The 26162-nt window shown below is 66.9% G+C and carries 21 protein-coding genes; 6 read left to right on the plus strand and 15 right to left on the minus strand.

Features of this window, described 5'->3' with window-relative positions; translation table 11 throughout:
- Positions 1–97: 97 nt before the first annotated feature.
- On the minus strand, positions 98–571 hold the full coding sequence (locus XarjCFBP7645_RS00725; protein ID WP_181126080.1) for a (R)-mandelonitrile lyase: 474 nt from the start codon (positions 569–571) through the stop codon (positions 98–100).
- Between the two features lie 192 nt (positions 572–763).
- Here XarjCFBP7645_RS00725 and XarjCFBP7645_RS00730 point away from each other — a divergent pair, with 192 nt between their 5' ends.
- Complete coding sequence (locus tag XarjCFBP7645_RS00730) at positions 764–1663, plus strand: LysR family transcriptional regulator (RefSeq protein ID WP_181126082.1); 900 nt, start codon at positions 764–766, stop codon at positions 1661–1663.
- Between the two features lie 109 nt (positions 1664–1772).
- On the opposite strand, the gene XarjCFBP7645_RS00735 is transcribed toward XarjCFBP7645_RS00730, so the two are convergent.
- The 5 genes from XarjCFBP7645_RS00735 to XarjCFBP7645_RS00755 all read right to left on the minus strand — a co-directional run bounded on the left by XarjCFBP7645_RS00735 (position 1773) and on the right by XarjCFBP7645_RS00755 (position 9520).
- Complete coding sequence (locus tag XarjCFBP7645_RS00735; protein WP_104535868.1) at positions 1773–2756, minus strand: aldo/keto reductase; 984 nt, start codon at positions 2754–2756, stop codon at positions 1773–1775.
- Positions 2757–2962: 206 nt separating this feature from the next.
- Complete coding sequence (locus XarjCFBP7645_RS00740; protein ID WP_104535869.1) at positions 2963–3643, minus strand: TetR/AcrR family transcriptional regulator; 681 nt, start codon at positions 3641–3643, stop codon at positions 2963–2965.
- Positions 3636–5132 (minus strand): efflux transporter outer membrane subunit, encoded by a 1497-nt coding sequence (locus tag XarjCFBP7645_RS00745; protein WP_104535870.1) that lies wholly within the window; start codon positions 5130–5132, stop codon positions 3636–3638. Before XarjCFBP7645_RS00745 ends, XarjCFBP7645_RS00740 begins: the two co-directional genes overlap by 8 nt.
- A gap of 1 nt (position 5133) precedes the next feature.
- A complete protein-coding gene (locus XarjCFBP7645_RS00750) occupies positions 5134–8277 on the minus strand; it encodes an efflux RND transporter permease subunit (protein WP_104535871.1) in 3144 nt (1047 codons plus the stop codon).
- Positions 8278–8293: 16 nt separating this feature from the next.
- Complete coding sequence (locus tag XarjCFBP7645_RS00755) at positions 8294–9520, minus strand: efflux RND transporter periplasmic adaptor subunit (protein ID WP_104535872.1); 1227 nt, start codon at positions 9518–9520, stop codon at positions 8294–8296.
- A gap of 130 nt (positions 9521–9650) precedes the next feature.
- On the opposite strand from XarjCFBP7645_RS00755, the gene XarjCFBP7645_RS00760 reads away from it, so the two are divergent.
- Positions 9651–10271 carry a TetR/AcrR family transcriptional regulator gene (locus tag XarjCFBP7645_RS00760; RefSeq protein WP_104535873.1) on the plus strand — a complete coding sequence of 207 codons (621 nt, stop codon included), beginning with the start codon at positions 9651–9653 and terminating at the stop codon, positions 10269–10271.
- A gap of 358 nt (positions 10272–10629) precedes the next feature.
- On the opposite strand, the gene XarjCFBP7645_RS00765 is transcribed toward XarjCFBP7645_RS00760, so the two are convergent.
- From XarjCFBP7645_RS00765 to creB, 9 genes are all read right to left on the minus strand, one after another.
- Positions 10630–11124 (minus strand): transcriptional repressor, encoded by a 495-nt coding sequence (locus XarjCFBP7645_RS00765; protein WP_104535874.1) that lies wholly within the window; start codon positions 11122–11124, stop codon positions 10630–10632.
- Between the two features lie 15 nt (positions 11125–11139).
- Positions 11140–12543, minus strand: coding sequence for a glutamate--tRNA ligase (gene gltX, locus XarjCFBP7645_RS00770; RefSeq protein WP_104535875.1), 1404 nt, complete (start codon positions 12541–12543; stop codon positions 11140–11142).
- Between the two features lie 67 nt (positions 12544–12610).
- On the minus strand, positions 12611–13702 hold the full coding sequence (locus XarjCFBP7645_RS00775; protein ID WP_104535876.1) for a DUF3616 domain-containing protein: 1092 nt from the start codon (positions 13700–13702) through the stop codon (positions 12611–12613).
- A gap of 136 nt (positions 13703–13838) precedes the next feature.
- Positions 13839–14723 carry a carbon-nitrogen hydrolase family protein gene (locus tag XarjCFBP7645_RS00780; protein WP_104535877.1) on the minus strand — a complete coding sequence of 295 codons (885 nt, stop codon included), beginning with the start codon at positions 14721–14723 and terminating at the stop codon, positions 13839–13841.
- Positions 14724–14769: 46 nt separating this feature from the next.
- Positions 14770–15420: a GNAT family N-acetyltransferase gene (locus XarjCFBP7645_RS00785; protein ID WP_181126203.1), complete on the minus strand. Its 651-nt coding sequence runs from the start codon at positions 15418–15420 to the stop codon at positions 14770–14772.
- Positions 15417–15839 carry a hypothetical protein gene (locus XarjCFBP7645_RS00790; RefSeq protein ID WP_104535879.1) on the minus strand — a complete coding sequence of 141 codons (423 nt, stop codon included), beginning with the start codon at positions 15837–15839 and terminating at the stop codon, positions 15417–15419. Before XarjCFBP7645_RS00790 ends, XarjCFBP7645_RS00785 begins: the two co-directional genes overlap by 4 nt.
- 7 nt (positions 15840–15846) lie before the next feature.
- Entirely contained in the window at positions 15847–17166 is a 1320-nt protein-coding gene (gene creD / locus XarjCFBP7645_RS00795; RefSeq protein WP_104535880.1) for a cell envelope integrity protein CreD, read from the minus strand.
- Positions 17167–17294: 128 nt separating this feature from the next.
- Positions 17295–18743: a two-component system sensor histidine kinase CreC gene (gene creC / locus XarjCFBP7645_RS00800; RefSeq protein ID WP_104535881.1), complete on the minus strand. Its 1449-nt coding sequence runs from the start codon at positions 18741–18743 to the stop codon at positions 17295–17297.
- Between the two features lie 48 nt (positions 18744–18791).
- Positions 18792–19496, minus strand: coding sequence for a two-component system response regulator CreB (creB, locus tag XarjCFBP7645_RS00805; RefSeq protein WP_181126083.1), 705 nt, complete (start codon positions 19494–19496; stop codon positions 18792–18794).
- A 34-nt stretch (positions 19497–19530) separates the two neighbouring features.
- On the opposite strand from creB, the gene XarjCFBP7645_RS00810 reads away from it, so the two are divergent.
- The 4 genes from XarjCFBP7645_RS00810 to XarjCFBP7645_RS00830 all read left to right on the plus strand — a co-directional run bounded on the left by XarjCFBP7645_RS00810 (position 19531) and on the right by XarjCFBP7645_RS00830 (position 26152).
- Complete coding sequence (locus XarjCFBP7645_RS00810) at positions 19531–20439, plus strand: 23S rRNA (adenine(2030)-N(6))-methyltransferase RlmJ (RefSeq protein ID WP_104535882.1); 909 nt, start codon at positions 19531–19533, stop codon at positions 20437–20439.
- Positions 20440–20629: 190 nt separating this feature from the next.
- Entirely contained in the window at positions 20630–21172 is a 543-nt protein-coding gene (locus tag XarjCFBP7645_RS00815) for a GNAT family N-acetyltransferase (protein WP_104535883.1), read from the plus strand.
- Positions 21173–21853: 681 nt separating this feature from the next.
- The gene (gene mfd, locus XarjCFBP7645_RS00825) at positions 21854–25324 is read left to right on the plus strand and encodes a transcription-repair coupling factor (RefSeq protein WP_104535885.1); all 3471 of its coding nucleotides are present in this window, start codon (positions 21854–21856) and stop codon (positions 25322–25324) included.
- A gap of 498 nt (positions 25325–25822) precedes the next feature.
- Entirely contained in the window at positions 25823–26152 is a 330-nt protein-coding gene (locus XarjCFBP7645_RS00830) for an STAS domain-containing protein (RefSeq protein WP_047126873.1), read from the plus strand.
- The last annotated feature ends 10 nt before the right edge of the window (positions 26153–26162 follow it).

Raw genomic sequence — 26162 nt, forward strand, 5'->3', positions numbered from 1 at the left:
GCAGTTACGCAGTGGAGCGCAGTCACGCGCCCAGCACTAAGCAACATGCATCACCAACGGTGACGCGGCAGCCCCCACGTCATCGTTGAGTGCCGTTTCACTCGGCCGCGTACTGCGCCTCGCTGACCTGCTCCAGCCAGGTCACCGGCGAGCCATCCTGCGCTTCGGCAATGGCGATATGCGCCATCGCCACGGTGGCGTTGGCGCCGTGCCAGTGCTTGACGCCCGGCGGGATCCACACGATGTCGCCCGGGCGGATCTGCTGCGCCGGCTTGCCCCATTCCTGCACACGCCCGGCACCGGCGGTGACGATCAGTGTCTGCCCCAACGGGTGGGTGTGCCAGGCGGTGCGCGCACCTGGCTCGAAGGTCACTGTGGCCCCGCCTACCCGCGCCGGCGCGTCGGCCTGGAATGGCGCATCGATGCGCACCTTGCCGGTGAAATAGTCGGCCGGGCCGGCTGCGGATGCGGCGCCGCCGGCCTTGCTCACCCTGATCGCTTGGGGCTCTTCACCACCGGGCGTGACGGCGGCCATCATCGACAGCGACATCGCGGTTGCGAACGGATTCATGGCAGTGCTCCTCGATCCAAGTGCCTGCACTGTAGCGCGCATGGGCGCAGGCACTACCCGGGCAGCAGCGCATGCACCTAGAAACACAGCGCATCAATGCGGCAATGACACCTCGGATTTGAAGCCGTCACGTACCATCGCGCATGATGCAGCGGCATGAATGGCATGCGCTGGAGTCGGCCGTCGCAAGCAATGACGCGGGAAAATCTCAACGATCTGCAGGTGTTCGTCACCGTGGCGCGCGAGGGCAGCTTCACCCGTGCCGCGGCGCAGCTGGGCGTCTCGCAATCGGCGCTGAGCCATACCGTGCGCGCACTGGAAACACGCCTGGGCATCCGTCTATTGACCCGCACCACGCGCAGCGTGGCGATGACCGAAGCCGGCGCTCGCCTGTTCGACACCGTGGCACCGCGGCTGGAAGAGATCGACGACAAACTGTCCGCGCTCACCGACTTCCGCGACAAGCCGGCCGGCACCATCCGTATCACCACCGCCGGCCACGCCGCCGATGCCTACATCTGGCCGGCGTTGTCGAAAATGCTGCCCGACTACCCCGACCTCAAGATCGAGGTCACTGTCGATTACGGGCTGGCCGATATCGTTGCCGAGCGCTACGACATCGGCATCCGGCTGGGCGACCAGGTCGCCAAGGACATGATCGCGGTGCCGATCAGCCCGATGCAGCGCATGGCAGTGGTGGCGGTGCCGGGCTACTTCGTGCACCACACCATACCCGCCGTGCCGGCCGAGCTGGCACGGCACAACTGCATCGGCCTACGCCTGCCCACGCATGGCGGCTTGCTGCGCTGGGATTTCGAGAAGGACGGCCGCGAGGTCAAGGTGCGCGTGGGCGGGCAATGGACCTTCAACGGCAGCAGCGCCATCCTGCGTGCCGCGTTGGCCGGCGGCGGACTCGCATTCTTGCCGGAAACCATGGTGCTGGAGCACATCGCCGCAGGCCGGCTACGCCGCGTGCTGGAAGACTGGTGCGACCCGTTCGACGGCTATTACGCCTATTACCCGAGCCGCCGCCAATCCTCGCGCGCACTCAAGGTGGTAATCGACGCATTGCGGCACGATCCGGCGCGTTGACATGTTCGTGTAGGCGCGTGCCTGCGCGCGACCAGGCGTTATCGGTAACGCTCCATCGCGCGCGGGCACGCTCCTACGACAGCGTCGGTTTGCGGCTTGATCGCTGGAGTTACTTACCGACCAGCTTCTGTCGCTCCGGGCTATAACGCTCGCCGACAATCGCCACCGCATCCAGCGCCTGCTGGATGCGCGCAAGATCCTCGTCGCTCAATGTCAATGCGGCGCCGCCCAGGTTTTCTTCCAGGCGCTGCAGCTTGGTAGTGCCGGGAATCGGCACGATCCACGGCTTGCGCGACAGCAACCACGCCAGCGCGACCTGCGCCGGCGTGGCGCCCTTGTCGGCGGCGATGGCCTGGATGCGTTCGACCAGCGCCTGGTTGGCCTGACGCGCCTGGGCAGCGAAGCGCGGCACCTGATTGCGGAAATCGTCAGCGGAAAATTGCGTGTCGGCCCGGATGGCGCCGGTCAAAAAGCCCTTGCCGAGCGGGCTGAACGGCACGAAGCCGATCCCGAGTTCTTCCAGCGTCGGCAACACGCCGGTCTCCGGCTCGCGCCACCACAGCGAGTATTCGCTCTGCACTGCCGCCACCGGCTGCACCGCATGCGCGCGCCGGATGGTGTCGGCACCGGCTTCGGACAGGCCGAAGTGCGTGACCTTGCCTTCGGCGATCAAGTCCTTGACCGTGCCGGCCACTTCTTCGATCGGCACCGCCGGGTCCACGCGATGTTGATAGAACAGGTCGATGTGGTCGGTCTTCAGGCGCGCCAGGCTGGCCTCGGCCACCGCACGGATCCGCTCGGGACGGCTGTCGAGCCCGGCATCGGCATGTCCGTCCTTGAAGCCGAACTTGGTCGCAATCACCAGCTGGCCGCGGTGCGCCGCCAGCGCCTCGCCCAGCAATACCTCGTTGGCGAACGGCCCGTAGGCCTCGGCCGTATCGAAGAAGGTGACGCCGCGCTCCACTGCCGCATGCAGCAAGGCGACCGCCTCCCTGCGCTCGGTCGCCGGCCCGTAGCCATAACTCAGGCCCATGCAGCCCAGGCCCAGCGCGGACACCTGCAGCCCGCTGTTTCCCAACTGTCGTGTTTGCATCGTGTGCTCCCGCGGCAACGGCCGCATCCAATGAGTCGGCCGCAGGCGTCAATACCGCTGCAGCACCGATGCATCACGATAGCCGCGTGCCGCAGGCAGATTGCACAGCAGGCGGTGCTAACGCTTATGAGCGCCCCTCATCAACGCGCGCGGTGCCGGCAACGCGCCACCGACCACCCATCCATCGTGCTGCCCTGCCGCCGCCGCTAGAACCCGTGCGGTACTTCGCGCCTGCCTGTCGTCACCGCCGACGGTTGCGGCCGATACGCGCGCAGGAACAGCGCCACCGCACTGGCGACAGACGCGTGCTGCGCGGCGGCCGGTGGCTGCGACCTGTCGCCACGCATCGCCGCATTGGCCGGCATCCCGGTCATCAATCCGAAGAAATGCACCGAGGCATCCGGCAGACTGTCGATGACCAGGCTGCCCTGCTCCACTTCGCGCGCCAACACCGCACGCATCGTGGTGTCGTAGCGTTCGAAGCCCAGCGTCCACATCTCCTCGCGCACCTGGCTGGGCAGCGCCGGCGGCCGCACCAGGCCATAGGCAGCATCGCCCAGTGCGTTGCTGGCCGCCATACGCACGACCGCCTCGGCGATGGCGAGCAGACGCACAGGCAACGGCCCGCGCATGTTCAACAATGTCTCCCATGGATTGGGCGACTGGTGCGCCAGCGCCTCCAGAGTGGTACGCAACAGCACCTCCTTGGAAGCGAAGTGCACATACACCGTGGCCTTGGACACCATTGCGCGCTCGGCGATGCTGTCCATGCTGGTCCTGTCGAAGCCCTGGCGCGGAAACAGCTCGGCTGCCGCGCGCAGGATTGCGCCACGCTTGTCGTGCGGTGCGCGCCTGGGCGTTGCGGCCTCGGCAGCGGCGTCATCCACGTGGCTGCCCCGTCGCGGTCGTGGCCACCGCCGGGTCGGCCGATTGCAGCCAACCGCCGCCCATCGCCTTGTAGAACGTCGCCAGATTGGTGAAGCGCGACAGCTGCGTGGTGATCAAGGTCTGCTGCGCGCCGTACAGCGCGCGCTGCGCATCCAGCGCCTGCAGGTAGCTGTCCACGCCGCGTTCGAAGCGCGCCTGCGACAGCCGGTAACTGTCGGCAGTGGCATCGACCAGGGCCTGTTGCGCCTGCAACTGCCGGCCCAGGGTCTCGCGTTGGGCGAGCGCATCGGAAACCTCGCGGAACGCGCTCTGGATCGCCTTTTCGTATTGCGCCACCTGGATATCGCGGTTGGCCTTGGCCATGTCCAGGTTGGCGCGGTTACGCCCGGCGTTGAAGATCGGCAACGTCAGCGTGGGCACGAAGCTCCAGGCGCGGGTACCGGAATCGAACAGGTTGGACAAGCTGCTGCTGGACGAGCCGGTCGATGCGGTCAGGCTGATGCTCGGGAAGAACGCCGCACGCGCCGCGCCGATGTTGGCATTGGCCGCACGCAGGTTGCGCTCGGCCTCCAGGATGTCCGGGCGGCGCTGCAGCAACTGCGACGGCAACCCGGCCGGCACGCTGGCCAGCACGTTGCCGTCCACGCTGGCGCCATCGGGCAAGGCCTGCGGCAACAACGCCGCCGGCACCTGCGTGCCGACCAGCAGCACCAGGGCATTGCGGTCCTGCGCCACCTGCGCGGTGTAGCGCTCCACATCCACGCGCGCGGTTTCCACCGTGGTCTGCGCCTGGCGCAGGCTGAGCTGCGAAGCCACACCCAGCTCGAAGCTGCGTTGCTGCAGGCGATAACTGTCGCTCTGGCTGCTCAAGGTGGACTGCGCCAGTTGCAGCAACTGCTGATCGGCCGCCAGCGTCAGATAGGCGGTGGCCACCTCGGCCACCAGGCTGATGTGGGCGCTGCGGCGTGCCTCGGCGGTGGACAGGAACTGTTGCAGCGCCTGTTCCTTGAGGCTGCGCACACGTCCGAACAGATCCAGCTCGTAGGCGCTGATGCCGATGTTGGCGCTGTAGGTGCGGAACACCTGCGGCTGGCCCGGAATGGCCAGCTCCGACGGCGTGCGTGCGTTGTTGGCGGTGCCGGTGGCCTGGACGGCAGGCAGCAGCGCAGCACGCTCCACCCGGTACTGCGCACGCGCCACTTCGATATTGAGCGCGGCCACGCGCAGGTCGCGGTTGTTCTCCAGTGCCAGGGCGATCACCTGCTGTAGCGCGGGATCGGTGAACACCTGCCGCCAGCCGATGTTGGCGATATCGATCGCCTGCTCGGGGCTCGCCGTATCGGTGGTAGTGGATGCCGTCGCGAGCTCGGTGCCGGCAAAGCGCTCGGGCACCGGTGCGTCGGGCCGTGCATAGCGCGACATCAGCGTGCACCCGGACAGCACGCTGGCCACCGCGATCGCGGTCAATGTCATGCGGATCGGTGTCATCTCAGTGTCCTGCCGGTTGCGGTGCGGGCGGAGTGGGCTGTGCGCGGCGCTTGAACAAGCCGCTGACCAGCACGAAGAACAACGGCACGAAGAAGATCGCCAGGATCGTGCCGGACAACATGCCGCCGATCACGGCGGTGCCCAAGGCGTGCTGGGCGCCTGCACCGGCCCCACTGCCAAGCACCAGCGGCACCACGCCCAGGATGAAGGCCAGCGATGTCATCAGGATCGGCCGCAGGCGCATGCGCGCCGCTTCCAGTGCCGATGCGACCAGGCTCTTGCCGCCTTCATGCAGTTCCTTGGCAAATTCCACGATCAGGATCGCGTTCTTCGATGCCAGGCCAATGGTGGTGAGCAGGCCCACCTGGAAGTACACATCGTTCATTTTCCAGGTCAGCATCGCGCCCAGCAATGTGCCGAACACGCCCAGCGGCACCACCAGGATGACCGAGAACGGAATCGCCCAGCTTTCATACAACGCGGCCAGACACAGGAACACGATCAGGATCGACAAGCCGTACAACAGGCCGGTCTGGCCGGTTGAGGATTTCTCCTGCCGCGACAGCCCGGTCCACTCGAAACCGATGCCCGGCGGCAACTTGGCTGCCGCCGCTTCGACGATCTGCATCGCCTCACCGCTGGAAGCCACACCCGGCATCGCCATGCCCAGGATCTCCACCGACGGCACGCTGTTGTAACGCTCCAGACGCGGCGAGCCCGAACCCCAGCGTGCGGTGGCGAAGGCGTTGAACGGCACCATCGTGCCGGCGCTGTTGCGCACGAACCAACGATCGATGTCCTGCGGATTCATGCGGTACGCCGCATCGGCCTGCAGCATCACCTTCTTGACGCGGCCCTTGTCGATGAAGTCGTTGACGTAGGTACTGCCCCACGCGCTGGAGAAGGTGTTGTTGATATCGGCGATCGACACGCCCATGGCCTGCGCCTTGTGCGAGTCGATCTCCAGCTTGAACTCGGGCGTGTCCTCCTGCCCGTTCGGGCGCACCGCCACCAGCCGCTTGTCCTGCGACAGCTCGGCCAGCAGCTGGTTACGCGCCTGCATCAGGGCCTCGTGGCCGAGGTTGGCGCGATCCTGCAGCATCAGGTCGAAACCGGTCGCATTGCCCAGCTCGGACACCGCCGGCGGTGCGAACGCGAACACCGTGGCATCGCGGATGCCGGCGAAGAACGCAGCGGCCTTGCCGGCCACGTCGGTGACGCTCTGGCCCTTGCCGGTGCGCTCGTCCCACGGCCGCAACTTGACGAAGGCAAAGCCCACGTTCTGGCCGGTACCGGCAAAGCTGAAACCGGAGACCGCAAAAATGCCGGCGACCGAGTCCTTCTGATCGACCAGGAAGTGATGCTCCACCTGCTTGAGCACCTCGCCGGTGCGCGCATCGGTGGCGCCGGGCGGCAACTGCACCAGCACGAACAGCGTGCCCTGGTCCTCGTCGGGCAGGAAGCCCACCGGCAGCTTCATGAAGCCGACCACCACCAGCGCCAGCGACACCGCGTAGGCCAGCATGTAGCGCCAGCCCTTGCCCAGCATGTGCCGCACCACGCCCTGGTAGCCGTTGTTGCCGCGATCGAACACGCGGTTGAACCAGCCGAAGAACCCGGTGGTCGCCAAGCCATGGCCTTTTTCCACCGGCTTGAGCAAGGTGGCGCACAAGGCCGGGGTCAGGATCATCGCCACCAGCACCGACAAAGTCATGGCGGAAACAATCGTGATCGAGAACTGCCGGTAGATCACTCCGGTCGAGCCGCCGAAGAACGCCATCGGCACGAACACCGCGGCCAGCACCAGGGCCACGCCGACCAGCGCGCCGGAGATCTGGTCCATCGACTTGCGTGTGGCGTCCTTGGGCGATAGATGCTCCTCGCCCATCACGCGTTCGACGTTTTCCACCACCACGATGGCATCGTCCACCAGCAGGCCGATCGCCAGCACCATCGCGAACATGGTCAGCGTGTTGATGGTGAAACCGAACGCCGCCAGCACACCGAAGGTGCCCAGCAACACCACCGGCACCGCGATGGTCGGTATCAAGGTCGCGCGGAAATTCTGCAGAAACAGGTACATCACCAGAAACACCAGCACCACCGCTTCGATCAGGGTATTCACCACCTGCTCGATGGAGATGCGCACGAACGGCGTGGTGTCGTACGGCTTTTGTACCTTCATGCCGGGCGGGAAGAATTTCTCCTGCTCCTCCAGGCTCTTGTCGATCGCGCGCACGGTGTCCAGCGCATTGGCACCGGTGGCCAGCTTGATCGCCAGCCCGGCCGCCGGCTTGCCGTTGTAGCGGCCCACCGTGTTGTAGCTCTCGCTACCCAGTTCGATGCGTGCCACATCGCGCAGGCGCACCTGCGAGCCATCGGACTGCGTGCGCAGCAGGATGTTCTCGAACTCCTCGGCGGTCTTCAGCCGGGTCTGCGCGGTGATGGTGGCATTGAGTTGCTGGTTGGGCACCGCCGGCAACGCGCCCAACTGACCGGCCGAAACCTGCGCGTTCTGCGCCTGGATCGCGGTGCGCACATCCACCGGGGTCAGGCTGAAATTGTTCAACTTGTTGGGGTCCATCCATACCCGCATCGCGTACTGCGAGCCGAACAGGGTGGTGTCGCCCACGCCTTCGACGCGGCTGATGGTTTCCTGCACGTTGGCAGCCACGTAATCGGAGAGGTCCGAATCGCTCATGCTGCCGTCTTCGGAAGTAAAGGCCAGCACGTTGAGGAAGTTGGCGGCCGATTTGGTCACCGTCACGCCCTGCTGCTGCACTTCCTGCGGCAACAACGGCGTGGCCAGCGACAACTTGTTCTGCACCTGCACTTGCGCGGTGTCCGGGTCGGTGCCGTTGTCGAAGGTCAGCGTGATGGTCACCGCACCGCTGGATTCGCTGGTGGAAGCCATGTAGCTGAGGTGGTCCAGCCCCTTCATCTTCTGCTCGATGACCTGGGTGACGGTGTCTTCCAGCGTCTGCGCCGAAGCGCCCGGATAGTTGGCGGTGATGGCGACGGCCGGTGGCGCGATGCTGGGGTATTGCGCAATCGGCAAGGTGGCGATGGACAGGATGCCGGCCAGCATCACGATGATGGCCAATACCCAGGCGAAGATCGGACGATCGATAAAGAAGCGTGCCATGACGTGTGATCCCGCCTCAGTTGGCCGCACGCGGTGCGGTCGGGGCGGGAGGAGTGCCAGCGGCGGCATTGCCGGCACCGGTGGCCTGCTTGCCCTTGGGCTGCCAGGGCACGGTCTTGACCTCGATGCCGTCGCGGGCGCGCGAGACGCCTTCGACCACCAGCTGTTCGCCGGCCTTCAGACCGCTGCGCACCAGCCACTGGTCGCCGACTTCGCGGTCGGTTTCCAGCACGCGCAGTTGCAGCTTGTGATCGGCGCCGACCACGAAGGCGGTCGGCTTGCCGGCGCCATTGCGCGAGACCGCCTGCTGCGGCACCAGCACGCCCTGCTCCTTGATGCCCTCCTGCAGCACCGCGCGCACGTACATGCCCGGCAACAACTCCGCATTCGGGTTCGGGAACACCGCGCGCAAGGTGATCGAGCCGGTGTTCTGGTCGACGGTGACATCGGAGAACGCCAGGTGACCCTGCAACGGATAGGTGCTGCCGTCTTCCAGCAGCAGCGACACCTTGGCCGCATCGTCGCCGGCCTTCTCCAGATCGCCGCGCGCCATCGCCTGCTTCAGGCGGAGCAAGGCCGCGCTGGGCTGGGTGACGTCGATGTAGATCGGGTCCAGTTGCTGGATGGTCGTCAGTGCGGTGGCCTGGTTGGCGGTCACCAATGCTCCCGGGGTGACGCTGGAGCGGCCGATACGACCGGAGATCGGCGCGTCCAGACGCGCGAAGGCCAGGTTGATGCGCGCGGTTTCCACGCTGGCCTTGCCGGCCGCCACGTCGGCCTCGGCCTGGCCCAGTGCGGCGGCGGTGTCGTCGCCGTCCTGTTGGCTGATGGCCTTGATCTGCACCAGTTCGGTGTAGCGCTCGGCCTTGAGCCTGGCGGTGCGCAGGTTGGCCTGCGCCTTGGCCAGGGTGGCCTGGGCGCTGGCGTAGCTGGCGCGATAGGTCGCCGGATCGATCTGGTACAGCGTCTGCCCGGCCTTGACGTCGCCGCCTTCGGTGAACTGGCGCGATTGCACGATCCCGCCCACCTGCGGGCGAACTTCGGCAATCAGGTAGGGAACCGTGCGTCCGGGCAGCTCGGTGGTCAGGGTCACCGAATGCGACTTGACGGTCAGCACGCCCATTTCGGGTATGCCCTCCTCCGGCGGCGGACCGCCCGGCGGGCTGCCGCAGGCACTGAGCAGGACGGTGGCAGCAACGGCGGCAGCGAGCAGGGGCAGGCGAAACGAAGCATGAGGACGCACGGGGAGGTCTCCGACGGGACGCAGGATGATTAAATCTAAACGGTACGGTTCGGTATCCTAATAAGCGAATCCGCAGCCGTCAAGCATTCCTGCCCAGTCGGTATACTTAAGCACCCAAGGGAGCCAGTTGATGCGGGTCAGAACCGAAGAAAAACGCCACGCCATCGTGCAGGCGGCCAGCGAGGTATTCCTCGAACTAGGCTTCGAAGGCGCCTCGATGTCGCAGATCGCCGCCCGCGTCGGCGGCTCCAAGCGCACGCTCTACGGCTACTTCCCGTCCAAGGAGGAGTTGTTCGTGGCGTTTGCCAAGGACATGTCCGACCGCTATATCGACCCGGTGCTGGACGCGCTTTCGCAAAGCAACGGCCCCGTCGCCGAGACCCTGCAGCGCTTCGGCGAGGACATCCTCAGCTTCCTGTGCGCGCCCAGCTCGATCACCATCTGGCAGACCATCATCGGCGTGTCTGGGCGGTCGGACGTGGGGGCGCTGTTCTTCACTGCAGGCCCCGAGGAAGGCCTGCAACGCATGGCCGGCTATCTGCAGACGCAGATGGATCGCGGCGTGATCCGCTGCGCCGACGTCCTGATCGCGTCAAGGCAGTTCGGCGGGCTACTGGAGGCGGAAACCCTGATGCCCTGCCTGTTCGGCGCACTGAAAGACCCCTCGCCCGAGTATTTGCGCGAGGCGACGCAGCGCGCGGTCGCCCTGTTTCTGGCGGGCTATGGATGCAAGAGCGCTGCCGCGGCGTGATGTGCGGTGGTGTTTGATACCTGGGGTAAGCGATGAGTCGCTAGCGACCCCAGTGATGCGCGTGTATGGCACTGGTGCACGCGCGTACTGTTCGAGGCTTTGTCGGTGTGACAACAACAGCGCATCCGTCTGCAGCAGATTGCTGCGTCTGCGCACTGCCGGCAACTTGAGAGCCGCTAACAAAACTACGTCACGCCAGCTGATCTGCTGCATCGCTGCAGGCCCTTGCCCGCCTACTGTTGCGGGACACGCTGCAGGTACGTCCTTGTAAGCCCTTGCGCAGCATCCATGCCGCGTAAGGTCCCGCGACGGTTTGTTCGCCGCTCCAAGTGAACCGCCCTGCGTTGCCTGGCGATCCTTACTCGGCCACCGCGCACTTGGCGCACAGGCCATGCACTTCCAGCGTCTGCGCCTGCGGCTGGAAACCCAGCGCCTTGGCGCGCGCTTCCAGTTGCGCCACCACGTCGCGGTCTTCCAGCTCCACCGCGCTGTGGCAGCGGTCGCAGATCAGGAACGGCACCGAGTGCTGGGCACTGTTGGGGTGGTGGCAGGCGACGAAGGCGTTGACCGACTCGAGCTTGTGCACGAAGCCGTTGGCCATCAGGAAATCCAGCGCGCGGTACACCGTGGGCGGGGCGTCGGCACCGACGCCCTTGCCTTCGCGCACCCAGTCCAGCAGTTCGTAGGCCTTGACCGGCTTGCCGGCGTCGGCGATCAGCCGCAGCACATTGGCGCGGATCGGCGTCAGCCGCAGGCCGCGCTCGCTGCAGGCCCGCTCCACCGCGCGCACGAAGCCGTTGGCGTCGTCGACGTGGTGATGCGGTGCAGTGCAGGCGTGTTCGTTGGTCTTCATCACAGGCTCCGGCGGTCAGCCCGCCCCTATCTTGATGAGTGCCGCATCGATGCGTTTCAAGGCGCCCTCGCGTCCGGCCAGGTACACCGTCTGCGAAATGTCCGGGCTGACCTGGGTGCCGGTGATGGCCACGCGCAGCGGCTGGGCCACCTTGCCCATGCCCAGCTCCAGCGCGGCGGCCGCGTCGTGCAGCGCGGCCGAGACGGTTTCCACGCTCCATTCGCCCTGCGCCGCCAGCAGCTCGCGCGCCTTGCCCAGCGGCACCTCTGCGCCCAGCTTGAGGTGCTTCATCACTGCCGCTTCGTCGTAGGTTTCCAGCGGCTGGTACCAGACCACGGCCTTTTCGGCCATTTCCTTCAAGGTCTGCACGCGCTCGCGCAGCGCCACCACCACATCGGCGGCGGCCGGGCCGGCGGCGACGTCGATACCCAGCCTGGCCAGCTGGTATTCCAGCTGTGGGGCGATGCTGGCCGGGTCGTCGGTCTTCAGATAATGCTGGTTGACCCAGCCCAGCTTGGCCATGTCCAGCCGCGCGGCCTTGGAATTGACGTCCTTGACGTCGAACAGGTCGAGCAACTCCTGCCGACTGAACAACTCCTGGTCGCCGTGCGACCAGCCCAGACGGGCCAGGTAGTTGATCAGCGCATGCGGCAGATAGCCGGCGTCCTTGTACTGCATCACGTCGGCCGCGCCGGTGCGCTTGGACAGCTTGGCGCCCTGCTCGTCCAGGATCATCGGCATGTGCGCGAACTTCGGCACCGGCGCGCCCAGCGCCTGGTAGATGTTGATCTGGCGCGGGGTGTTGTTGATGTGGTCGTCGCCGCGGATCACCTCGGTGATGCCCATGTCCCAGTCGTCCACCACCACCGCGAAGTTGTAGGTGGGGAAGCCGTCCGGGCGGAAGATCACCATGTCGTCGAGCTCGCTGTTGGCGATCTCAATGACGCCCTTGATCAGGTCGTCGAACACCACCGTGCCGCCGACAGGATTCTTGAAGCGGATGACCCGGTTGGGGTCGTCGCGGTACGGCAGGTTCTGCTCACGGGCGGCACCGTTGTAGCGCGGCTTCTCCTGCCTGGCCATCGCGGCCTCGCGCATGGCGTCGAGTTCTTCGCGGGTTTCGTAGGCGTAATAGGCCTTGCCCTGGGCCAGCAGCTGCTCGGCGACCTCCTGGTAGCGGGCGACGCGCTGGGTCTGGTAGATCGGGCCCTCGTCGTAACCCAGGCCCAGCCATTCCATCGCCTCGAGGATGGCGTCGATCGCCTCCTGGGTGCTGCGCTCACGGTCGGTGTCCTCGATGCGCAGCACGAACTGCCCGCCGCGGCGGCGCGCCTCCAGCCAGCAATACAGCGCAGTGCGGGCGCCGCCGATGTGCAGGTAACCGGTGGGGCTGGGGGCAAAACGGGTGCGGCAGGTCATGGAGCGCTCGGCAAAACGGGAGTCGGCCGATTTTACCTTGACCAGCGCAGAGCTGCCCGCGCGCGGCTCAGCGGTTGCGCAACAGGTCGCCGTAGACCACGTCATCGCCGCCGCTGCGCGCCGGGCCGGGCGCGTCGTACAGCACCAGCCAGCTGGGCGTGTCGCCGGCCAGGTGGCTGGGAAGGTTGCAGATCGCCTCGGCGCGGTCGCTGTCGGTGCCGTGCGGCAACACCGCCGATTCCAGCAGCTCGTGCTGAAAGCGCGCCGGCGCCTGGTTGGCGGCCAGCACCGCACGCGCGCCAGGCCATTTGAACAGGCGGATTTCGCCGTTCAGCACCATGGTCGGGCCGGCCAGCAGGTACAGGTCGTCGCCGGAATAATGCAGGTCGCGGATGCCCAGCCCGCCCAATTGCAGGAAGTGCTTGCGCAGCAGCGCGCCGTCTTCGTCCAGCGGCACCAGCCGCAGATGGTCGCCATGCGCCTGGACCCGGATCTCCAGCAGCGCCGACCAGCCGCGTAGCACCGGCCCGCGCAGGCCCAGCAGCAGGCGCTCGCCATCCACCACGATGCCTTCGATGTCGAAGCCGTTGTCCTTGCCGGGGATCTCCAGGAACGGGCCGAAGTGCGGGTCGTCGGCCAGCAGGTCGGTGAGCTGATTGTGTCTGGCATCGCCCTTGAGCCGCAGTGCGCGACGGCCGTCGGCGGCTTCGCGTACCAGGCGCGGGGTGCCGTCGGCATCGCGCTCGATCGGCAGGCAGGCCAGCAGGCGACGGTTGGCGTCGAGCTTGAGCTTGGTCAGGCGCTTGGCGTTTTCGGCATCGTCGCGACTGCGCTTGGCGTTCTTGCGCTTGAGCCCATGCGAGCCGATCACCCACAGCAATCCATCCGACAGCGCCATTCCTTCCAGATCCGCCTCCTCGGCCGCCTCGCCGGGCAGATCCAGCAACTCGGCCAATGCAAAGCTCTGCCCGTGGCCGAAGCGCAACGTCTCGTGCTGCACGGGGTCGAGCCTGCGCAGGCGATCCACGGCGCAGGCCTCGTCGCCGGCCACCCACAGCCAGTCATCGGTGAAGGCCGCGCCGGACAGATTGCTGTGCACCCGCGCACCGGGCGCGAACTCGAGACGGACGCTGTGCGGAATCAGGGTTTTCTTGGCCATGGGAACCTGGTGGTTGGTGCAAGGGATGCGAGTGATGGCCGGCGCAGAACGGTCGGGGCGTACGCGTGGCGCGATGGGTCGCGGGCACCGACTGCGCTCGCCTGATGCTGCGCGCAGTGGCTGGCCGCGCGCCCGGTCAGTCGAACGTGGCCAGCCTGGCACGCACGAGCTGAGCGCCCAGTTGACCGACCCAATCGCGATCGTTGGCGACCTGGGCCTGCGCGCGGCTGGCCTCGAAGGCGGCAAAATCCAGCTCCGCATACGCCCACACGGCAGTGCCCTGGGTCTGTACCAGCACGCCATCGGCCGGGAAGCCGACATCCATCGGTGCGAACACCGCCGCTTCGCCGGTATTGACGTCCAGCGCCGGGCTCCACGGCGCTTGCCCGGCCGTGACCGATTGCGCGACGAACACGCGGTTTTCCAGCGCGCGCGCCAGGCAGCCGACGCGCACCCGCATCGCCCCGGCAGCGGTGTCGGTGCAACTGGGCACGATCAACAGCCGCGCGCCGGCCTCATATTGCGCGCGCACCGGCAGCGGAAACTCGCTGTCGTAGCAGATCGCGATCGCCGCACGCACGCCGTCCAGGTCGAACACCTTCAGCGCATCGCCCGGCTCGATCAGCCCGGTGGCCTTTTCGAAGCCGGTCAGCTGCAGCTTGTCCTGCCAGCCGTGCCGGCCATCGGGCGTGAACCAGTCGCTGCGGTTGCGGTAACGGCCCTGGCCCAGGTCCAGCAGAAAGCTGCCGGCAACCAGATGCAGCCGATGCTGGCGCGCCAGGCCGGCAAACAGCTCCAGCCACGGCGCACGCAGCGCCTGGATCGCCGCCAGCGACTCCGGCAATCCGGCAGAAATCTGCGTATCGAAGGTCGCGCCCAGTTCCAGCGCCAGATACTCCGGCAGCACCAGCAGGCGTGCGCCGGCGGCGGCAGCCTCGCCCACCAGCGCGGACTGGCGTGCGGCGAACGCGGCGAAGTCGGCAGGTTTGCCGATCGGGTACTTGGCGACGGCAATTTTCATCTGCTGGCCTGATTGCGATTGATCGATGGCGGAAGAAGTGACTCGGTCACGGCGGCAGTGGCCGCGTCCACACCCGCAGACTGTGGTCGATCTCGCCGTGTTGCAACTCCGCCCACGCCAATTGCACGCGCATGTCCGGTTGCGGTGCATAGCCACGCTTGCGCCAGAACACATCGTTGGGTCGGTGATCGGCCGGCCTGCGCGGATCGTCCTGCGCGCGTTCCACCGAACAGAACGCGGTGAGCGCGAAGCGGCCCAGTGCGCGCGCATGCGCCTCGCGCTGGTCGAAAAATGCGTGGCCGATCCCCTGCCCGCGATATTCCGGCAGCAGCACCGATTCGCCGAAATAGAACACGCTGGCCGGCTCGATGCCGGCCGCACGAAACGGCGCATGGAAGGCCTCGCTGTCGTCGAGCAGCGGCAGCCCGGTGGAGGCGCCGATCACCGCATCGCCATCGCGTGCCAGCACGAACACGCTGTCCGGCGAGGCCGCGTAGGCGGCCAGATAGCCGCGCTCGTAATCGGCGTCGCCTTCGTACAGGTATGGCCAGGCGCGGAACACCGCGATGCGCAGTTGCGCCACCGCAGCCAGATGCGGCAGTACCTGCGCGCCGCGCACCGTTTCGACAATCAGGGAGGAGCCGCTCATGCCGGCCATGGTAAGCCAGCCTGGCGCAGCTGCGCCGCCGTGGGTCAGAGCAGCCAGCCGCCATTGCCCGGAGCCGCCGCAGCCGGCTGCTGCCACAGCAACCACACCGCCGCCTCCTCGCTGGCCAGCAGCACGCCGAACAGTGCATCGGTGCTGCGCGCCCAGTAGCTGCCGTTGCTCAACCGCTGCCACGGCCCGTAGCGCCGCGGACGCATGCTGTCTGTCTCCACATCTTGCCGCTGCGCCGCCTGCAGGAATCCGCTGCCGCCCAGGCGCAGTGCCTGCGCGGTGCCCGCATGCAGGCGCAGGCCGATCACCCCCCGGCGTCCATCGCGGCGCAGGGGCAAGGCCGACAATGGCGAAGCTTCCCAACACTGCGGCAGCGCTGCGGGAAGCAGCGCCACCGTGTCGATCCCGGCGGGCAGCAAGCGCTGCGCCCGCCGGTGCAACTGTGCGTGAGCGCGCATGCCGGCCTCAGCGCAGGCTGTTGCCAAGCTCGTACCAATCGAGCTTGCGGGTGACCCACATGATGCTGGCCAGAATGCCGAACAGCAGCAGCGATCCCATCAGCAGTGCGTTGTCTTCGGAGATCAACAGGCTGTAGAGCACCCCGTACAACGCGGTGAGCATCGCCGAGAACCCGGCTGCACGCACCCAGCTGCGCAACACCCCGGACAGATAGAAGAACTGCAGGCCGATACACGCCGCGGCCGAGACCAGATACGCCTGCCAGAACGCGATGTGCTCGGAAAGGCTCAACAGCAGCAGGAAGAAGATCGCCAGCGCCAGACCCACCAGCAGGTATTGCAGGGGATGGATCGGCAAACGCTTGATCAACTCGAACAACACGAATGCCACGAAGGTCAACACCACGAACAGGATGCCGTACTTGCTGGCCCGGTCGGCCTGGGTGTACACGTCCACCGGATCGACCAGCCGCACTTCCAGCGTATCCAGCGCCGACTGGCTGGACTGCAGCTGCGTCTGCGCACCGGTGGCCAGCGACGACAACGACCAACTCGCATCGAAACCGCGCTGGCCGATCGTCGGCGCATTCGGCAAGAAGCGCCCGCCAAACAGCGGATGCGGCCAGGCCGAGCGCAGGGCGATGTCGTTGTTGTCGGCAATCGGTGCGATCGCCAGGCTGCGGGTGCCATCCAGCACGAAGGACATCTCCACCAGGTTGCCATCGCCCAGCGTGCCGGCCAGCGCATCGCTCAACGGCTGCAGATCGGCATGGATACCGGCCGAGCGCCCCGCCAGGCCGCCGGCCCCGCTCTCCAGCGGCAAGCTGCGGCCGTCCACCCGCAGGCTCGGCGTGCCGACCAGGCCGCGCACATCGGAAATACCCACCGCCAGATGCGGCCGACCATAGCTGCGACCGGCCACGGCCGGATAGGCGAACGGGTCGAACTCGGCCTTGAGCCCGGCCTTCCACGAATACACCTGCACGCGGAACAGGCCGATCTTGCGCTCGGACGGGGTGAGCTCGCCGCTCAGGGTGAGCGTGCGCGGGGTCTGCAGCAGCTGGCCCTCGCGCTTGCGCCAGACCTTGCGCGGGTTGCCCTGTTCGTCGGGCTCGGTGACCTGCACGTCCTCGGTAAACGGCAGCACCCGCACCGGCGCGATGAACTGCTGCTCGCCGGCCTTGCTCTGCGCCACCCGCTCCACCGCCTCGTCGCGGTAACGCGCACGGTCCTGCACCGTGCCGCGGATCAACAGCAATGGAATCAGCAGCAACAGGATCAATCCGCCAATGGTGGCGAAGCGCAACAACAGTTTCAGGGATTTCATCGACCTTCCTCAGTCTGGGAGGTCGCCAGGGTGCGGTGCGCCGGTGTCGGGGATTTGAGGCGAATTTGAAGCCAATGTGAAGTGGATCATCGGACGGCGACTCGGTCGTGCCGGGCCGAAGCCTTGCATCAGCCAGCCGGCAGCCGCAGCGTCGCCAACGCGCCGCCGCCCTCGCGGTTGCCCAGCGTGGCCTCGCCGCCATGCAGGCGCGCGACTTCGCGTACGAACGGCAGGCCAAGGCCGGAGCTGCGTTGTCCGGTCTGCGGGCGGGCCAGCGAATAGAAACGCTCGAACACCCGTTCCAGTGCGTAGTCCGGCACGCCGCTGCCGCGGTCCTGCACTACCAGCTGCACCTGCCCCTTGAGTACCTGCGCACGCAGCTGGACGGTGCTGCCCTGCGGCGAGAACGCGATGGCATTTTCCAGCAGGTTGATCAGCGCCTGGCGCAGCAGGAATCCATCGCCCAGCACGGACTGCTCGCGCGCCGTAGCGGATGCGGCATCGCTTTCCAGCAGCACGCCGGCCGCTCTCGCACGCGGCAGCACCGCATCCAGGACGGCCTGCAGCAAGCCAGCCACCGCGATACGCTCGCGCGTCTGCAGCCAGCCGTGCTGTTCCACCTCGGCCAGTGCGAGCAGCTTGTCGATGGTCTCGGTCAGGCGCAGCTCCTGCGCGCGGATGCTGGCGACAAAGTGCTGGCGATCGGCTTCCGGCAGTGGCTCGCTCAACAATTCGGACGCACCCCGGATTGCCGCCAGCGGGCTCTTCATCTCGTGCGTCAGCGACTGCACGTACTGCTCCACGTAGGCCTTGCCTTCCAGCTTGCGCCGCATGCTTTCCAGCGCCTGGCCCAGGTCGCCGATTTCATCGCCGCGCGGTTTGGGCGGCGGCACCGGTACGCCCGCGCTCACCGCCTGCGCGTAGCGATTGAGCCGGCCGATGCCGCGCATCAGCCACCAGGTCATCCAGATGCCGATCAGCGCGGAAATGCCGATCAGCCAGGCACCGCGCTGCAGGATGTTGCGCTGGCTGGCCTCGATGAACGGGTCGATGCTGCGATTGGGCTGCGCCAGCGTCAGTACGCCGATCAACCTGGCCGGGTCATTCGGCGCGTAGATCGGCGCGGCCACATGCATCACCGTGGCGGTCGGGTCGCCATCGACCTCGGGGCTGGAGCGGGCGCCATATTCGCCGCGCAAGGTGCGATAGACATCGTTCCAGCGCGAGTTGTCGCGGCCCACATCGCGCCCCAGCGAATCGAACACCACCACGCCGCGTGCGTCGGTCACGGTGACGCGGTAGGCCACGTTGTTCTTGCGGAACCGCCACACCCAGGCCTTGGGATCGCGCCGCTGCGCCTGCGCCAGGTTGCGCGCGAAACTGCCGTTGGCGATGGTGCCGGCAGCCAGCTCGCCGCCGGCCATTTCCGCCAGTACATTGGCCGCATCCACCAGCGTGGATTCCATCGCCTGGCGCACGCCCGGCTTGACCTCGTTGACGAACACCCGCATCACGAAGAACGCGGCCAATCCGACGATCAGAAAGAAGCCCAGAAACAGCTTGAGACCGAGCCGCATCTCAGGCCCCGGCCGGGAGAACAACGTGACGCCTGCGCTCGGCCACGTCTATAGCTCCAGCGCGTAGCCGAGGCCACGATGGGTGCGGATCGGGTCGGCCGGCACGCCGGCCTGGCGCAACTTGCCGCGCAGCGTCTTGATATGGGTGTCCACGGTGCGGTCTGCGCTGTCGGCAGCAGCGTCCCAGCCGCGGTCCATCAGCTGCGCGCGGCTCAGGATCGCGCCGGGGCGCTGCAACAGGGCCGACAGCAGCGCGTATTCGTAGCGGGTCAGCGGCAGCAACGCATCGCCGTAACGGATGCGGCTGCCCTCGCGATCGATCGCAAACGCGCCATGCGGCTGCCAGCCAGTGTCCGGTACGGCGGCCACATTGCGACGCCGCAGCCGCGCGCGCACCCGCGCCACCAGTTCGCGCGGGGAGAACGGCTTGGCCATGTAGTCGTCGGCGCCCAGTTCCAGGCCGAGCACGCGGTCGATCTCATCGTTGCGCGCGGTCAGGAAGATCACCGGCACATCGCTGAAACCGCGCAGCGCGCGGCACACCTCGAAGCCGTTGATGTCCGGCAGGCCCACGTCCAGCACCACCACATCGGCCGGGTCGGCACGCAGCCGCGCCAATGCGTCGCGGCCCAGCAGGCAATGCTCGGGCGCATAGCCTTCGCTGCGCAGCGCGTACAGCACCGTATCGGCAATGGCGGCTTCGTCTTCGACGACAAGCACGCGGGCGGGGGACTCGGACATGGCGCGCAGCATAGCCGCATGCTGGCGCGGCCCGTACACTGCCGCGATGAACTATCGCCACGCCTTCCATGCCGGCAACCATGCCGACGTGCTCAAGCACATCGCCTTGCTGGCGCTGATCGACACCCTCAAACGCAAGGACACCCCGTTCTTCGTGCTCGACACCCACGCCGGGCGCGGGCGCTACCAGCTCGGCGGCGAGGAAAGCCGCAAGACCAACGAGGCCGATGCCGGGGTGATGCGGCTGATGGCCGAATCGACCCTGCCCGAGGTGGTCGAACGCTATCTGCGCGCGGTGCAGGCCGACAACCAGGGCGTCGCCCGCCCGGCCACGCCCGGCCAGAAGCCGGCACGCCCCACCGCCGGCATCCAGATCAACCATTACCCCGGCTCGCCGCTGCTGGCAGCGCAGGCGTTGCGCGAACAGGACCGCATGGCGTTCTGCGAGTTGCAGCCGGAAGAGGCCGAGGCGCTCAAGCGCCTGTTCGCCAGGGACAACCGCGTGCGCGTGCATGCCGGCGATGGCTACGAGGCGATTCGCGCATTCGTGCCGCCGCGCGCGGGCGAAACCAGGATCGGCCGCGGGCTGGTGCTGATCGACCCGCCGTACGAGGCGCAGGAGGCCGAGTACCCGCAGGTCATCCACAGCGTGCGCGAGACTCTGGCGCGCTGGCCGCAGGCGATCTGCATGGTGTGGTACCCGATCAAGCTGCGCCGCAGCCTGCAGCCGTTCATGCGCAAGGCCGCCACGCTGCCGGCCAAGTCGGTGCTGGTGGCCGAGCTGCAGGTGCGCGCGGACGACTCACCGCTGCGCCTGACCGGCAGCGGGTTGCTGATCGTCAATGCACCGTGGCAGTTCGACCAGGTGCTGGCGCCCGCGCTGCCGGTGCTGAAGCAGCATCTCGGCGAGGCCGGCGCCTCGACCCGGCTGGAGTGGCTGCGCCAGGACGCCTGAGTCATCGGTGGCGGCGCTTCCTCGCGCTGACAAACGCGGCGCCACACTCACGGCTGGATCACAGTATCGCTCGGTACAGTGGCGAGGGAAGCAATGCCACCCCCTGACGGCCCCAGCGGCGCACCGGATTCGTTCACGGTCGTGCCCTGGGCGGGTGCCAGAATCTTCCGATCTTTAAGGAACACCGGTCATGGCCATTCGTAATCGCATGCCTCCCTGGCATGAAAATTTCTGCCTGCCCAATGGCCGCACCCTTCTGCTCCGCCCGATCCGCCCCGAGGACGGTCCGCCGCTGCAGGGCGCTTTCAGCCTGTTGGGACCGGAGGAAATCCGCGCGCGCTTTGTGCGTTCCTCCGCCGAAATCACCCCGGAGATGGTGCAGCGCCTGACCCATCCCAACCCCAAGAGCGAAATCGTGCTGGTGGCCGCCGAACAGCTGCCGCCGGGCGAAGCGCTGGTGGGCGCGGTGGCGCGCGCGGCGCTGGTGCCAGGCACCCGCCAAGCCGAGTACACCATCCTGGTCAGCAGCTTCGTCGCCGGCCAAGGGCTAGGACGGCAGCTGATGCGCAAGCTGGTCAAGTGGGCACGGCGCAAGTACCTGGATTGCCTGTTCGGCGACGTGCTGCAAAGCAATATGCCGATGCTGCAGCTGGCCGAATCGCTGGGCTTCAAGCCGCAGCCGCATCCGGATTCGCCGGAGCTGGTGCGGATGGTGCTCGAACTGGATGCCTGAGGGCTGGGATTCGGGATTCGGGAACCGGTTAGAGCAGGATCTGCGGCTTGGCTGCAGGGTCCTTGCCCGCCCACCATCGCGGGACACGCCGCAAGTACGTCCCTGTAGGCTCTGGCGCGGCATCCATGCCGCTCAAGGTCCCGCGACGGTGAGCGGGCAAGGACCTGTCGGGATGGTCGGTAGGCATAGTGCGAACAGGCACGGTGTCCTGCTCGGGCAAGGACGCGTCCGCTCGTTCCGCAACAAAGCCAGGGCAGCGGACCAGCTTTTCAAACAACCGACCAACCGTCTGGTGCGGCGCCCTCGCCGATTGCGGGACCGTGTGGCGGCATGGATGCCGCCACCGAGCCCCCAGGGACGGGTTCACGGCGTGTCCCGCGAGCGGTGAGGACGCCGCGCGCCCGACTTACCCAGCTTTGATTGTTGATCTGTCGCTTGGCTGCAGGCCCTTACCCGCCCACCATCGCAGGACACGCCGCAAGGACGTCCCTGTAGGCTCTGGCGCGGCATCGATGCCGCTCAAGGTCCCGCGACGGTGAGCGGGCAAGGACCTGTCGGGATGGTCGGTATGTATCTGGCGGGAGCGCCGCATATCCGACCAACGTGGCGCAGGTAGCTCGACGCCGGCTTTCACGCCGGATGGACCGGCCGCGGTGGGTGCTCTGATAAAATTACCGGCTGATGCCGTCGCCAACCACCTTCCCCTCCCCGCCGCTGCCCAAGTCCGGCCAGCTCCGCGCCTATTGGCGCGCTCCGTCTTCGCCGACCGCACTGGCCTGGTCGATCGCACGCGCCGCCGAGGCGCATGCGGGGCCGTTGCTGGTGATCGCCCGCGACAACCAGAGCGCGCATCAGATCGAGGCGGATCTGCATGCCTTGCTCGGCGAGCAGACCACGCTGCCGGTGGTGCCGTTTCCCGATTGGGAAACCCTGCCCTACGACCAGTTCAGCCCGCACCCGGAAATCATCAGCCAGCGTCTGGCAGCGCTGCATCGGTTGCCTGCACTGACCCGTGGCGTGGTCATCGTGCCGGTGCAGACGTTGATGCAGCAGCTGGCGCCGTTGAGCTACATCGTCGGTGGCAGTTTCGATCTCAAGGTCGGGCAGCGGCTGGATCTGGATGCGGAAAAACGCCGTCTGGAAAGCGCCGGTTACCGCAACGTCCCGCAGGTGATGGACCCGGGCGATTTCGCGGTGCGCGGCGGCCTGCTCGACGTGTTTCCGATGGGCGAAGCCACGCCGCTACGGATCGAGTTGCTGGACGAGGATATCGACTCGATCCGCGCATTCGACCCGGAATCGCAACGCTCGCTGGACAAGGTCGAGGCCGTCAAGCTGCTGCCCGGCCGCGAAGTGCCGATGGACGATGCGAGCGTGGAGCGCGTGCTGGCCTGCCTGCGCGAGCGTTTCGACGTGGATACCCGGCGCAGCGCGCTGTATCAGGATCTGAAATCGGGCCTGGCGCCGTCGGGGGTCGAGTACTACCTGCCGATGTTCTTCAGCAAGACCGCCACCTTGTTCGATTATCTGGACAAGCGCGTGCTGCCGCTGGTCGCCACCGGCGTCTCCAACGCGGCGGACACGTTCTGGGCGCAGACACAGGACCGCTACGAGCAGCGCCGCCACGATGTGGAACGCCCGCTGCTGACGCCGGACGAGTTGTATCAATCGCCGGACGCATTGCGCGAGCGGCTCAACAAGCTGGCGCGTATCGAAGTCTGGGCCAGCGATCATCCGCGTATCGACGAGGCCGCCGCACTCGGCGACCAGCCGTTACCGCCGCTGCCGGTGGCGGCAAAAGACGCACCGGCCGGTCAGGCGCTGGCCTCGTTCCTGGGCCATTACCCTGGCCGCGTGCTGGTGGCCGCAGATACTGCCGGTCGTCGCGAAGCCTTGATGGAAGTGCTGGCCGCCGCGCAGTTGAAGCCGGAGGTGGTCGCCGACCTGCCCGCCTTCCTGGCTGCGCCCGGGCTGCGCTTCGGCATCACCGTGGCGCCGCTGGAAGACGGCTTTGCGCTGGACGCCCCGCAGATTGCGGTACTGACCGAGCGCCAGCTGTTTCCCGAGCGCGCCAACCAGCCACGCCGCAGCCGCCGGGTCGGACGCGAGCCGGAAGCGATCATCCGCGATCTGGGCGAACTGTCCGAAGGCGCGCCGATCGTGCACGAGGATCACGGTGTCGGCCGCTACCGCGGGCTGATCGTGCTCGATGCCGGCGGCATGCCCGGCGAGTTCCTGGAAATCGAGTACGCCAAGGGCGACCGGTTGTATGTGCCGGTGGCGCAGCTGCATTTGATCAGCCGTTATTCCGGCGCCTCGGCCGAGACCGCGCCGCTGCATTCGCTGGGCGGCGAGCAATGGACCAAGGCCAAGCGCAAGGCGGCCGAAAAGGTCCGCGACGTGGCGGCCGAATTGCTGGAAATCCAGGCTCGCCGACGTGCGCGTGCCGGTCTGGCCTTGCAGGTGGACCGAGCGATGTACGAGCCGTTCGCGGCCGGTTTTCCATTCGAGGAAACCGCCGACCAGCTGGCGGCCATCGATGCGACGCTGCGCGATCTAGGCAGCAGCCAGCCGATGGACCGCGTGGTCTGCGGCGACGTCGGCTTCGGCAAGACCGAAGTGGCCGTGCGTGCCGCATTTGCCGCGGCAAGCGCCGGTAAGCAGGTCGCCGTGCTGGTGCCGACCACGCTGCTGGCCGAGCAGCATTACCGCAATTTCCGCGACCGCTTCGCCGATTACCCGATGAAGGTGGAAGTGCTGTCGCGCTTCAAAAGCACCAAGGAAATCAAGGCCGAGCTGGAGAAGGTCGCCAGCGGCGAGATCGACGTGATCATCGGCACGCACCGGCTGCTGCAGCCGGACGTCAAGTTCAGGGACCTGGGCCTGGTCGTGGTCGACGAAGAGCAGCGCTTCGGTGTACGGCAGAAGGAGGCGCTCAAGGCGATGCGCGCCAACGTGCATCTGCTCACGCTCACCGCCACGCCGATCCCGCGCACGCTCAACATGGCCATGGCCGGCCTGCGCGACCTGTCGATCATCGCCACCCCGCCGCCGAACCGGCTCGCGGTGCAGACCTTCATCACCGCCTGGGACAACACGCTGCTGCGCGAGGCCTTCCAGCGCGAGCTCAGTCGCGGCGGGCAGCTGTACTTCCTGCACAACGATGTGGAAAGCATCGTGCGCATGCAACGCGAGTTGTCCGAACTGGTGCCGGAAGCGCGCATCGGCATCGCCCACGGGCAGATGCCCGAGCGCGAGCTGGAACGGGTGATGCTGGATTTCCAGAAGCAGCGCTTCAACGTGTTGCTGTCGACCACCATCATCGAGTCGGGCATCGACATCCCCAATGCCAACACCATCATCATCAACCGCGCCGACCGCTTCGGCCTGGCCCAGTTGCACCAGCTGCGCGGCCGCGTCGGCCGCTCGCATCACCGCGCCTACGCGTACCTGGTGGTGCCGGATCGTCGCTCGATGACCTCCGATGCGGAGAAGCGTCTGGAAGCGATCGCCTCCATGGACGAGCTCGGCGCCGGCTTCACCCTGGCCACGCACGATCTGGAAATCCGTGGCGCCGGCGAGCTGCTGGGCGAAGACCAGAGCGGGCAGATGGCCGAGGTCGGTTTCAGCCTCTATACCGAGTTGCTGGAACGCGCGGTGCGCAGCATCCGCCAGGGCAAGCTGCCGGACCTGGATGCCGGCGAGGAGGTTCGTGGCGCCGAGGTCGAGCTGCACGTGGCCTCGCTGATTCCCGAGGCCTATCTGCCCGATGTGCATACGCGCCTGACGCTGTACAAGCGCATCTCCAGCGCACGCGATGCCGATGCGCTGCGCGAACTGCAGGTGGAGATGATCGACCGCTTCGGCCTGCTGCCGGACCCGGTCAAGCACCTGTTTGCGATTGCCGAGCTCAAGCTGCAGGCCAATGCGCTGGGTGTGCGCAAGCTGGACCTGGGCGAGAACGGCGGCCGGCTGGTCTTCGAGGCAAAACCGGCGATCGACCCGGTCGCGGTGATCCAGCTGATCCAGAAGCAGCCCAAGATCTACACCATGGACGGCCCGGACAAGCTGCGCATCAAGCTGCCGCTGCCGGAAGGCGCCGACCGTTTCAACGCCGCACGCGGCCTGCTGACGATGCTGGCGCCGAGATAACGGAGCTGCCGGGGCGGTTGCGCCTGCTTTGCGCACCGCTCTCGGTCATGGAAGACGCAAGGACGGGTCGATCGCCTTGCAATTGCGGGGCGGAGTGAACCCGGTCCAGTGCGGCATTTCACTACGCGCAGCACCTTGCGATGCCGGTGCGTGACCCCTGCTGCCTGTTTCGTGTGCATTCCCGGCAGCGGCGGCGCACCCATCCAGGCCGCACGCAGGAAAAGCAGGCCACCATCCGGTTGGCTGTCCTGCGGGGCTGTCCAGGACATTGGTTCCTGAGTCTGCTTGCGACAAAGCTGAGCAATTAATGTCCGGGAAGTGATGGGTTTCGCAAATCCGTCACCGCAGTGAATTTGGCCTCAATATTCCTGCCGCGCGCCGATACCTGCATGGACCGGCGTGATCCCCGTGTGCAGAGATGCCCGCGAGCCCACGTCGGAGCGACCGTCTTCCGCGTCCAGGCACGCACCCGTGCGCCATCGCATCGTTGAGGCATCAATGAACACGCTCCTGTCCGATCTACCCGCGCCGCTGACGCTCGCCCTCGAAGGCGAGATGACCATCCGTCGCGCTGCAGAACTCAAGCCGCTGCTGCAGCCGGCATTGCTGCATCCGGGTGGATTGCATCTGGACCTGGGGGCCGTCAGCGAAATCGATACCACCGGTCTGCAGCTGCTGCTGGCGACCAAGCAGGCGATCCAGGCCGACGGACGGCCGTTTTCGCTGACCGATTCCAGCCGCGCGGTGGTCGATGTGATCGAACTGCTCGGCCTGCTCGAAGCGCTGTACCCGCATGCGGTTGCAGGTATCGGCGAACGCATTCACTAACGGACTGGCA

It is taken from the genome of Xanthomonas arboricola (genome assembly GCF_002940665.1).
GTDB lineage: Bacteria > Pseudomonadota > Gammaproteobacteria > Xanthomonadales > Xanthomonadaceae > Xanthomonas > Xanthomonas arboricola_B.